An 11175-nucleotide genomic window follows, 5' to 3' on the forward strand; every position below is an offset into this window, starting at 1 on the left:
AAATAAGAATTCCATTTTTATAACTAATGAAAAAAGCGACTCTTTAGAATTAAAGCCGGTAATTTATCGCTGTGATCGATTAAACGCCCGGCAATCACATGGACTACCCCCTGATGATGCTCCACCACCCCTTTAACCTCCAGCAGGCGCGCCGTTAAAAACGCCTTCTGCTGCGCTTTGGCGGTGGCCAGCCACACCACCACATTAATATTACCGGTGTCGTCTTCCAGGGTTAAAAAGGTCACCCCCGCGGCACTGCCCGGCGACTGGCGCCCGGTAACCAAACCGGCGATGGTGACACTGGCGCCATTGCGACATTGGCTCAATTCGGTGGCCTTCTTAGCATTGGTAAACAACCCTTGTTGATGTAAATAGGTTAACGGGTGCGCTCCCATGTTCACGCCCATGCTGGCGTAATCTTCCAGGGTATCCTGTATGCCACTGGGCGCCGCCAAGGCAGCCTGTGTTTCCTCCCCTTCGACGGCTTCCTGCTCAGCAAAAAGGGGTAAACGCTGCTGCTTATCCATAATGTGCCAGTGGCTGTTAAACCTGTCCTTGGCAATGGCCGCCAGGGCATTGCTGCTGGCGAGCGTTTCCAGCTCCCCTTCTTGTAAGCCATGATGATACAGTTCGCTAATGCTGTGATAGCCCGCCTTGGGGCGCTGCGCAATCAACTTGGCTGCACTTTGCGCACTAAACCCCTTGATACAGCAAAAACCCAAACGCACGGCGAAGTGCTCGCCCTGACGTATTACCTGGTGCTCCCATACGGAGTGATTTACATCCACGGCCAGTATGTTTATATCGTGACGACGAGCATCCTGCACCAGTTGGTCGAGAGAATAAAAGCCCATGGGTAAACTGTTGGCCAAGGCGCAAAAAAACACCTCAGGATAGTAGTATTTAAGATAGGCCGACACATAGGCCAATACCGCAAAACTGGCGGAATGGGATTCGGGAAAGCCATACTCGCCAAAGCCGCAAATTTGCTGGTAGATGCGCTCGGCAAATTGATAATCATAACCACGCTGCAACATGCCATCGATCAGCTTTTGTTTAAACTGGGTGAGCTCGCCGTCGCGTTTCCACTTGGCCATGGCGCGGCGCAGTTGATCGGCTTCGCCACCGCTGAACCCGGCGGCAACCATGGCCACCTTGATCACCTGCTCCTGGAAAATGGGCACCCCCAGGGTACGCTTTAATACCTGCTCCACCTGCTTGGAGGGGTACTCCACCGCTTCATCACCATCGCGCCGGCGCAAATAGGGATGCACCATGTCCCCTTGAATCGGCCCGGGACGGACGATGGCAATTTGGATCACCAGGTCGTAATAACAGCGTGGCTTTAAGCGCGGCAGCATACTCATTTGCGCCCGCGATTCTATTTGAAACACGCCAACGGTGTCGGCCTGTTGCAGCATTGCAAACACCTGAGGGTCATCCCCCAGGCGGGTAATATCGGCAATGCTCAGTGTATGCTGATAATGTTTTTCTAATAGCTTAAAGCTACGTTGAATGGCACTCAACATCCCCAAGGCCAGCACATCCACCTTAAGTAGCTTCAGGCTTTCTAAATCGTTTTTATCCCACTGGATCACGGTCCGTTCGGCCATAGCGGCATTCTCAACGGGCACCAGCTCATGCAGTGGTCCTTCGGAGATCACAAAGCCACCCACATGCTGCGACAGGTGCCGAGGAAAACCTTTGATTTCATCCACTAAACGGAAAAAGTGTTGATTGATGGTCGCCTCTGGGTCGAGACCAAGCTGGATCAGCTGCGCCTGCCATTGCTCGCCACCATGGCGGCGATTGAGCTGCTTAATATAATAATCGAGCTGAGTGTCACTAAAGCCAAGGGCCTTACCCACATCGCGCATGGCACTTTTTAACCTGTAGGTGATCACGGTCGCGGCTAGGGCCGCGCGCTGACGACCATATTTTTGATAAATGTACTGGAACACCTCCTCACGCCTTTGGTGTTCAAAATCGACATCGATATCCGGCGGCTCGTTACGCTCTTTGGAAATAAAGCGCTCGAACAAAACATCTATCTGCCTTGGGTCGACGGCGGTTATTTCCAGGCAATAGCACACCACAGAATTCGCCGCTGAGCCGCGCCCCTGATACAAGATGTCGCGACTTTTAGCAAATTGCACTATATCGTGAATAGTCAAAAAGAAGGGCTCATAGCCTTGCTCGGCAATAAGGGCGAGCTCTTTGTCTATGGTGGCTTGAATCGCCGGCGGCGGCGCGCCATTGAAGCGTTGCCGTGCCCCTTGCTCAACCAAAGATTTGAGGTGTTCACTGGCACTGATGCCTGAGGGCACTAATTCATAGGGATACTGATAACTGAGTTCATCCAGGCTAAAGGTGCAGCTTTGCGCAATGTGTTCACTGGTTGCCAACTGAGCCGGACTAAAGAGTTTTGCTAATTTGTCCTGCGGGCGCAAAGCCCGCTCGGCATTGGCTAACAGGCTCTGTCCTAGCGAAGACACGGTTTGCCCTTGCTTAATGGCACTGAGCACATGCTGTAAAGGCAGGCGCTCCGGCGTGTGCATTAGCACGGCACCAAGCGCCACTTCCTTGATCTGCCATTGCTGGCTCAGGGTGCGTACATAAGCCAATTGCTCAGGTTCAAAGCCGTTCAGTTCGCGGCGCACGCCTAAGTAAAGCTGATCGCCGTAATGACGTTGCAACCAGGGCCCCCACTCTTTATCCGCCGTTTTCGCTGCTTCGCTGCGCCCATGTACGAGCCAGATCAGGATGCAGCCCTTCAGGGTTTTTAAATCCCACTCACTGAGTTGGTAGCGACCTTTTTCACAGCGCCTGCGGGCATTGGTGATCACCCGACAGAGCTGGCTGTACGCCGACTTGCTGGGGCACAGCACCACGAGCTCTAATTGCTCATAACAAAGGTAACTGCCAACAATCAGCTTAATGGGCAATTGATGCGCTTTGATGTGACTGTGCGCCCTGACCACCCCCGCGACCGAGCACTCATCGCATAAGGCCAGGGCACTGTAACCCAGCTCTGCCGCCCTGCCTACCAGCTCTTCCGGGTGTGAGGCACCGGTTAAAAAGCTAAAGTTGCTTTGACAAAATAGTTCACTATACGAGCCAGCCATCAGGCAAAGTACCCCTGTATAAACCAGTCCTTGTGTTTATCCCTAAACACCCAGCACAACTGGCCGCGACTGTTTTCAGCGATATAATAATCGCGCTCTAACTGCTCCCGCTGCCACCAATGACTTTGGATCCGCTCCGGGCCGCGTAATAAACATAATTGCTCCTGCAAAGGCGTGGGCGTGATCATAAAATTGGGTCGCAATAGGGCCTGCGCCGATGCCGCCATATCTTCTTGATAAGGATGCAAGGTGTCCTCCTGCACCTGAGTAAATTCGGGAATATGAGCGCGTCCCGGTTGCAGACGATAGCAGTGCTGCTGCCCTAAACGGGCATTGAGCATATTCAGCAATTGCTGTTTAGCCAGCCCTTGCTGGCGTTTGGCAAAAAGGTTTTCGCTGTGGCCGTCGGCGCTGACAAATTCCTCGCACTGTAAACGGGTGGCGATGACCGGCGCTGCTAAGTGTAAGGCCGCCAACTTAATGTCCAGCAATGCCAGCCAGGGAGCCAATTGCCCTTGAGGCTCAACACTGTCTAACAATAATTGCTGTGTTGGTTGCTCACGAAAAAACAAGCTAAAAGTGAGGCGTTGAGTATGCAATTGATGCTGACGCAAATAGCGACACAGGCGCTCGCATAACTGAGTTAACGGCAGCAATAACCGCGCACAGTCATCGATTTCAAAATTCAGCTCCTGACTCTCGCTAAAGCTCTGTGTCGGTTGGTACAAGCGATAATAGCCCGACTTTTTCGCCAGGCTCGCATGGGGCAGTTGCCCCTGTAGGCGAGTTAAATAATCCACCACCTCATAATGAAAGCGCTGACGCAACTGATTCATGGGCAAGACCTGAAGCTGCTCTACCCGCTCAATGCCTAGGCGCGCCAATTGCTGTTTATGCTCGGCCCCAAGCAAGAGACTCGATATCCCAACCCGAGCCAGATGCTGCTGGCAAACGCTTGCATCATCACTGAGCAAGTTCAACTTTTCGCGCGCCAACACCTCGGCCGCCTCCATGCTCGCACCCGAGGCATAATAAAAGTGCGGTACAAAGGCACGAATGACCGGCTCTATGGCGCGAAAAAGCTGTTCACTGTTAGGGTAGAGCGCCCGCATACTGGTGGCCACAAAGATCAGGCAATCACTGCCGGCAAATATAATATCGCCACAGACTTGATAGCAGTGCGCCGCGAGCTCCTGCAATAATTGCCGTTCCAGCTCAGGCTCATAGGGATACACTTGCAAGGTGGCGCACAGCGCTGCGGCACTGGCCAGCCCCATGCCCAGGCGCACACCCAGACGCTGCGCCGCGGCATTTATTTGCACCACCCGCTCTTTGGCCACCAACACCGCCGGCTCTTGCAACTGCCGACGCTGCAATTGTAAATGTGCACAATGCACCGCCAAATACATTTACCCCACCTCGTAGTGTCGGGCAGCCGGTTGCAACGGCCTCAAAGATGGCTCCTGGTGCCTGTGGCTGTAGCGTAGGAAGGGCCAGAGTTGCACCTTGCTCAGGGTCACCTCGCCACGGGCAAAACGACCCTGCTGACGCAATAAGGTAATCTGCAACCCTTGTTGCTGCTGTTGTAAACGCATGCTTAATTGCACCGGTAAGGCCGAGCTTTGACATTGATAATCCACCAGCACCAAGAGCGCCTGCGAGCGCTGGCACGCCAGGCTAAAACGACGCGCCTGAGTAAAAGACAAGCCCTGATGCCACAACCAGACCACGGCGCAACTGCTGCTGCGGCTACATTGCTCTGCGGCCCACAGCGCGTGCGCCGTGCTTTGCGGGCGTAAAATCAGTAAGCGAGCAGGAGCAACACCTTGGGCAAGCAACCATTGGATACAGGGCTCTGCCGGCGGATTAATGAGCACCACCAGGCCTTGCTCACGCGCCTTCACCAGTGCCCCCTGTAGCAGGGTAAACTCACCGATGGCCGGCTCACTGCTAAGATGGATCACCCCACTGTGCGGCCAGCCGCCGCCGAGCAGCCGATCCAGAGCCGAAAAGCCACTGCTCAGGCAGGGCTCATCTTTCTCCGACACACAACCACGCTCTTGATTAGCGCTGAAGATCAGTCCTTGATGGTGCATCGCTGCTAAAGTTGTGTTCATCCACACCACCTAAAAAATACTGTATATAAAAACAGTATAAATGATTTTAGCGGATGCACAAAGGATCGATTTTATACGGGCACCAAGCCAGCCTACGGCAGCAGAAATGACAAAGCCCAGCGCATTTGGCTGGGCTTGTAATAACTTGAGGGAGCAAAAACTCGCTATTACGAATTAATGGCCAGGCATAGCTTGGTAATACCGTCGAGCACCCGAGTGCTGTAGCGATGCAGCAAATCGGCGTCTATGGCGCGGATCGCCTTATTTTTTACCGCCGGGATCATCTGCCATTGTTGCCACTGCAGGGTTTGTTCGGCGGCACTTTTTTCATTGCTCAAGATGATAATATCAGGCTTTGCCAGGGCAACATTTTCGACGCTGATCTGCGGGTAGTCGGTGCTGTTATCGGCAAAGGCATTCTCGCCTCCACACAGGGTAATCGCCTTACCAATCAGGGTATTGTTATTAACCGTCATCATGGGCGCCGACCACAGCTGATAAAACACCTTGGGTCTTGGGCTTTCGGTGCGCCGATAATCTTGTTGCAAGCGCTCATAACGCTGTTCAAATTGCGCGGCCACCCGCTCGCTCTGCGCCACATTGCCGGTTAGCCTTCCTAGTTGTCGCAACTCGGTGGCGATATCTTCCACCCCTTGAATGTTACTGATATACAAGGGCACGCCCAAGCGCGTCAATGTTTCCACATCGGCGGCCTTATTGCCGCCTTGCCATACCACCACCAGGGTGGGGTTTAAGGCCAAAATTTTCTCTATTTGCACCCCATAATAGCCACCAACACGGGGTAAGGCCTTGGCCTGCGCGGGGTAATCGGCATGATCGACACTCGCTACTAGGTGCTCGCCGGCCCCTATGGCATAAAGGTTTTCGACTATATGGGGAGAGAGGGCGACGATGCGCTGCTGCGGCGCGTGAAGCTCTTCGTTGACAGTCGCAATTGCAACCGCACTTGCAGCAGCACTTGCAGCAGCACTAGCAAAAAAGAGCGCTGTAGAGGTCAATAACCAGCGAGAGATGGGCATTAATAATCAAACCCCGCGCGCGCTTTTATCCCGGCATCAAAGGCATGTTTAACATTGCGTACTTCACTGACGGTGTCAGCAAGCTCCACTAAACGGCGATGTGCACCGCGTCCGGTAACGATCACCGACTGCATTTTCGGTCTTTTTGCTAGCGCGTCCAGCACCTCATCTAAATCGATATAGTCATAGCTCAGCATATAGGTGAGCTCATCAAGCAAGACCAAATCTATGCTCTCGTCGCCGAGAAATTGCTTGGCCTGCTGCCAGGTCACCTGCGCCGCCTGGGTATCGGCCTCGCGGTTTTGCGTCTCCCAGGTAAAGCCGGTTTTCATCACCGCAAAGGGCACACCAACCTGCTCCAGCAAGTTGCGTTCGCCACATTCCCACAGGCCCTTAATAAACTGCACCACCGCCGCCTTTTGCCCATGACCGACGCAACGTGCCACGGTACCAAAGCCCGAGGTCGACTTGCCTTTGCCATTACCGGTGATCACCTGCAATATGCCCTGCTCCGTTTGCGCTTGCTCAATGCGCTTATCCACTTCGGCCTTTACTTTTTGTTGGCGCTTTTGATGCTGCGCATTTTTATCCGTCATGCCACAACTCCATGATCTAAATTATGTTAATGATATCAAGGTACAACTTTCACACCTTTTAGGCGTTCGCCTGATTGTTTACTACTTGCCTGCTCAACACCGAGACAGCCATAGCTCGATGCACATCTGTCATTTTTATTTCCGGAAATAATGAAAATATCGCAATGACCAAGGAGCCCAGATTCTACCCCGCCTTAAGAGCGGAGACGCCGAGAATCAAAGCAAAGAAGCTAAGTCTTTATTATTAGGTGAAATATTTCATCTGATTACAAATAGTGGTAATCCCGCCACTCACGACTAGGCTTGACTAAAGGGCAATAAACGGAACCTTGTCATGCACGCGTATAAAGATCAACAATCAACACCCAATAGCAACCACGCTCCCCTTTCTGATGGCAGCATTGCCGGCCTGTTTGCCCATCAGCAACAACGCAGTTTACTTAAGCAACAGCTCAGTACCCAAGTCTCACCAACGCTCACAAAAAAAGAACTACAGACTCTCAACGCCGGCACCGCCACCACCATTTTACAAGCACATAAACCCAGCCGCGAGCTGGTTACACCGCTTTTTAATTCGCTTTTTACGGCCTATAACGCCGTTTATCAGCGGGCCGACATTGCTTATGCCGAGCGCAGCCAACAGTTTATTAGTAAACACGGCTTGGTGATGGCGCCGGACTACTGTATTCATACCATGAAAGATGGCTTGCGGGTGAGCGCCTATATGCGCGCCATAGACAAGGCCATCACCGCCCTGATTGGCGGCGGCCAGGAAAAAATCTTTATCGCCTACCCCGCCTGCGGTCCCTTTGCTCCTTTATTGTTGCCGCTGCTGAGTCACTATCAGCAGCAAGGCTTAAGCGGCGAGCGATTGCGCATCACCCTGATCGATATTCAACCCGGGGCCATCAACTCGCTGCATCGCCTGATCACCGAATTAGGACTGCAAGAGTATATACAGCAAATGTACTGTGGCGATGCCTGTAGTTATAACGCCCCTATGCTCTTTGATTTAGTCATTGTTGAGGCCATGCAGCATGGTTTTAGTCGAGAAGGTCACTTCGCCATTGCCCATCATTTTGCTCAGCAGTTAAGTAACAATGGTTACCTCATTCCACAGCAGGTTGATGTCCACGCCATGCTCAATGTAGCGCAACTAGAATATGTGGAGCAGTGGCGCAATGAAGGTCTCGGTGACCAACGGCTGAGTGAAAAACTGGCGGCCATAACCAAACAACGCACCGAGCTCGGCGTAGTCATGTCAATCACAGCGCAAAGCCTCAGAGCCATAGCACCGAGCCAAATTGAACAACAGGCGCTGATCGGCGCAGCTACACTGACGATTCCTCAACTCGCCGAGCATGCCAATAAACAAACCCTGAGTTTATACACACAGATCAGCTTGTTCGCCGATGAGCGACTCGGTCTTTATGACTCCGGGATCACCCATCCATTACCGGACCTTAGTGTCTGTATCAATTTTGTCCCCAATGATCCGCAAGCAGATGATACCTTGGCAAATTCTGGCGACACGCTGAAGTTTTACTACAGTTTAAGCGGCCTTCCCGGCTTTTTGGTCATTAAGGAATAGGCAATGAAGGAACAACCCAAGACTTTAGTGTATGCCAGCAGCCTGTTTGCCTGGCCCTGTATTCAGGCTCTTTTTGCCACTGAGCAGTTAGTTGGGGTGATCACTCCGGATCCACAAACCATGGGCAGTAGACAAGAACCTCTGCGGCAACTCTTGACTACCCTGCAAGCCAATGGCATTCCCTTTGAGGTGGTTTGCAAGCAGAAACTCCACCTAATTCCCAGCCACTTACCGCACTTCAACGCCGATCTTGCGCTGTGCCTGGGCTTTAGTCATTTATTGCCGCAACAGGTACTCAATCACTACCGGTTGGGGATCTATAACTGCCATGCGGCCCCACTGCCCGCCTATGGTGGGCGCGATCCCATCTATTGGCAGCTGCGCAACCAAGAAACACACAGTGCGTTGACCTGGCATGCCATGACCGAGCAGTTCGATAGCGGCGAAATTCTGCTTCAGCTGCCGTTGTCCCTGGGTCATCAAGACACTTATGCCAGCCTGGTACAGCGCTTCGCTTATCTGGCACTCAACAGCCTTGAGCAGCTTTTTCACCTCGTTACCACCAACACGGTCACACTGCCTGCCAAGGTAAAAGCAGCCACCTCCACCAGCGCCGTGCCAGAACTTATCAACCTGGACTTTAGCGCCCTCAACGCCACGCAAATTGAGGCACTAACACGGGCCCACAATGGCCACTATGGCCGGGTGCTGCTTAACGTCAAAGGCATGGCTGTGGAACTTATTCAGGCAAGCCTGGCCGATTACCCCGGCTATGGTACCGCTGCGGGCACCATAGTGATGATTTCATCGACACAAGGACTGGTTGTGAATACTCAGGACGGCTGTATTCGCCTTGATATTGTCGCCTGTGAATTAGGCGTTATGAGCGCCGAGCGTTTAGCACAATTAATTTACCTCGATGCCGGTGAGCAATTGCAACGCTCACCGCACCCATTACAACAGCAAGTATAAGGATAACCACCATGGACCCCTTTATCGCTCAAATTCAGCCCTTTGGCTTTAACTTCGCGCCAAGAGACTGGGCCACCTGTGATGGGCAACTGCTGCCTATCACCGAGTACACGGCCCTCTTTTCTTTACTAGGAACCAATTTTGGCGGCGACGGCCGCTCTACCTTCGCCCTGCCCGACTTGCGCGGTAGAACCGCGGTCAACCAGGGTGCTGGTCCGGGGCTCACGCCATGGCAAATAGGTCAAAAACGCGGTTCAGAAAGCCACATATTAACGGTGAGCGAGCTTCCCGCTTACACAGCTGAAGCCAATCTGAGTGGTGTAACGGGCACCCTGAGCGCCACCACGGATGGCGGCACAACGGAAACCCCACAGGCCGGTTATGTGCTTGCAACAACCGTGGCCGGAGATAGCCGCAGTGACACTCCTGAGAAAATCTATGCTCCCAGAAACAGCGCCACCGAGGTAGCCCTTGGGGGGGTTGCCCTTAGCGGCACTGCCCCGGTACAGAGCCCGGGCAACAGCCAGGCCTTTAATATCAGCCAGCCTAGCCTGGGGGTGAATTATTCCATTGCCCTACAGGGCATTTACCCATCCAGGAGCTAGACTGTTTTGTAAACAGGAAGTAACACGGTGGCGTCAGGGGACGCCACCCTTTTGCGTTTATAACGGTAGGAAGACTAATGACGCAGTATCACTTTATCTCAGGCTTGCCTCGCTCCGGCTCCACACTCCTGGCCGGGTTATTAAGACAAAACCCGGCCTATCACGCCGCCATGAGTAGTCCGGTGGCCCCGCTTATGGCCGGGTGTTTGGAGCAAATAGGTGCAGGGAGTGAATTCGCCCCCTTTTTCAGCGAGCAAAAACGCCGCGCCCTATGCCAAAGCCTGGTTAATAGCTACTACAGCGAACAAGCCGATAAGCAGGTGATCTTTGATACCAATCGCATCTGGACGGCACGCATGCATCAGCTGGTGGAGCTGTTTGACGATTTTAAGGTGATCTGCTGCGTCCGTAATCCCGCCTGGGTGATGGACAGCTTTGAGTGTATCTATCGCAAAAACCCCTTTGACTATAGCCGCATGTATTCACCGCAAAGCCGGCAAACCGTGTATACCCGCTGTGAGTCCATGGCGCATCATCAGGGGGTATTCGGCAGTGCCTGGACGGCCTTGAAAGAAGCCTACTATGGCGAGTATTCGCAGCGCCTGTTACTAGTGGATTACGACTTACTCACCCAGCATCCGGCGCGTACCATGGAGCTGCTTTATCAATTCTTAGACTTGCCTGGCTTTGATCACGACTTTAATCACGTGGAATACGAAGAAGGTGAGTTCGACAGCAATATTGGCGTAAAGGGGCTACATACGGTCAAAAAAGAAGTCACATTCACCCCCCGACGCAGTATTTTACCGCCCGAATTATTCAACAAATACAGCGAGATGGCATTTTGGCAAGACACGTCGGGCACACAAGCCAGTCTTATCTGTGCCACCGGGTCTCAAGGAGAAGAATATGCTTCATTTTAAACCCAATAAGGCCGCAGCCTTGTTGATGCCCTTGGGCCTGAGCGCACTCCCCGCCTTGGCCGGTGCCTATGGCGGCTATATACGTACGCAACAACAGCGCAATCCAACTATGTTGCCTGAACGTCGCAGTGATCATGACCGGCCAGTCGCGGTGCCGACGACAAAACAGCTGCAACAATCCAGGCTGATGCTCACTCAGGGCCAGG

The 11175-nt window shown here is 53.0% G+C and carries 9 protein-coding genes; 4 read left to right on the forward strand and 5 right to left on the reverse strand.

Annotation, left to right across the window (positions count from 1 at the left end; all coding sequences use genetic code 11):
• Positions 1–23: 23 nt before the first annotated feature.
• The 5 genes from C2M29_RS01905 to cobO form a co-directional block, all read right to left on the reverse strand.
• Entirely contained in the window at positions 24–3125 is a 3102-nt protein-coding gene (locus C2M29_RS01905) for an error-prone DNA polymerase (RefSeq protein WP_105188126.1), read from the reverse strand.
• Positions 3125–4534 carry a Y-family DNA polymerase gene (locus tag C2M29_RS01910; RefSeq protein WP_105188127.1) on the reverse strand — a complete coding sequence of 470 codons (1410 nt, stop codon included), beginning with the start codon at positions 4532–4534 and terminating at the stop codon, positions 3125–3127. Before C2M29_RS01910 ends, C2M29_RS01905 begins: the two co-directional genes overlap by 1 nt.
• Complete coding sequence (locus C2M29_RS01915) at positions 4535–5242, reverse strand: hypothetical protein (RefSeq protein ID WP_158684627.1); 708 nt, start codon at positions 5240–5242, stop codon at positions 4535–4537.
• Between the two features lie 167 nt (positions 5243–5409).
• The gene (locus C2M29_RS01920) at positions 5410–6282 is read right to left on the reverse strand and encodes a cobalamin-binding protein (RefSeq protein ID WP_105188129.1); all 873 of its coding nucleotides are present in this window, start codon (positions 6280–6282) and stop codon (positions 5410–5412) included.
• Complete coding sequence (gene cobO / locus C2M29_RS01925) at positions 6282–6878, reverse strand: cob(I)yrinic acid a,c-diamide adenosyltransferase (protein WP_105188130.1); 597 nt, start codon at positions 6876–6878, stop codon at positions 6282–6284. The genes C2M29_RS01920 and cobO overlap by 1 nt, the downstream gene beginning before the upstream one ends.
• A gap of 334 nt (positions 6879–7212) precedes the next feature.
• On the opposite strand from cobO, the gene C2M29_RS01930 reads away from it, so the two are divergent.
• The 4 genes from C2M29_RS01930 (at position 7213) to C2M29_RS01945 (ending at position 10969) form a co-directional block, all read left to right on the forward strand.
• Positions 7213–8469: a hypothetical protein gene (locus C2M29_RS01930; protein ID WP_105188131.1), complete on the forward strand. Its 1257-nt coding sequence runs from the start codon at positions 7213–7215 to the stop codon at positions 8467–8469.
• Between the two features lie 3 nt (positions 8470–8472).
• Complete coding sequence (locus C2M29_RS01935) at positions 8473–9441, forward strand: methionyl-tRNA formyltransferase (protein ID WP_105188132.1); 969 nt, start codon at positions 8473–8475, stop codon at positions 9439–9441.
• A gap of 11 nt (positions 9442–9452) precedes the next feature.
• Positions 9453–10046, forward strand: coding sequence for a phage tail protein (locus tag C2M29_RS01940; protein ID WP_105188133.1), 594 nt, complete (start codon positions 9453–9455; stop codon positions 10044–10046).
• Positions 10047–10123: 77 nt separating this feature from the next.
• Positions 10124–10969 (forward strand): sulfotransferase family protein, encoded by an 846-nt coding sequence (locus C2M29_RS01945; RefSeq protein ID WP_105188134.1) that lies wholly within the window; start codon positions 10124–10126, stop codon positions 10967–10969.
• The last annotated feature ends 206 nt before the right edge of the window (positions 10970–11175 follow it).

The organism is Pseudoalteromonas sp. T1lg48 (assembly GCF_002964785.1).
In the GTDB taxonomy this organism is placed as follows: domain Bacteria; phylum Pseudomonadota; class Gammaproteobacteria; order Enterobacterales; family Alteromonadaceae; genus Pseudoalteromonas.

Coding starts and splice junctions, on each gene's coding strand:
- C2M29_RS01905 (WP_105188126.1), bottom strand. CDS start 3,125: ATGGCTGGCTCGTATAGTGAACTATTTTGTCAAAGCAACTTTAGCTTT.
- C2M29_RS01935 (WP_105188132.1), top strand. CDS start 8,473: ATGAAGGAACAACCCAAGACTTTAGTGTATGCCAGCAGCCTGTTTGCC.
- cobO (WP_105188130.1), bottom strand. CDS start 6,878: ATGACGGATAAAAATGCGCAGCATCAAAAGCGCCAACAAAAAGTAAAG.
- C2M29_RS01920 (WP_105188129.1), bottom strand. CDS start 6,282: ATGCCCATCTCTCGCTGGTTATTGACCTCTACAGCGCTCTTTTTTGCT.
- C2M29_RS01910 (WP_105188127.1), bottom strand. CDS start 4,534: ATGTATTTGGCGGTGCATTGTGCACATTTACAATTGCAGCGTCGGCAG.
- C2M29_RS01915 (WP_158684627.1), bottom strand. CDS start 5,242: ATGAACACAACTTTAGCAGCGATGCACCATCAAGGACTGATCTTCAGC.
- C2M29_RS01930 (WP_105188131.1), top strand. CDS start 7,213: ATGCACGCGTATAAAGATCAACAATCAACACCCAATAGCAACCACGCT.
- C2M29_RS01945 (WP_105188134.1), top strand. CDS start 10,124: ATGACGCAGTATCACTTTATCTCAGGCTTGCCTCGCTCCGGCTCCACA.
- C2M29_RS01940 (WP_105188133.1), top strand. CDS start 9,453: ATGGACCCCTTTATCGCTCAAATTCAGCCCTTTGGCTTTAACTTCGCG.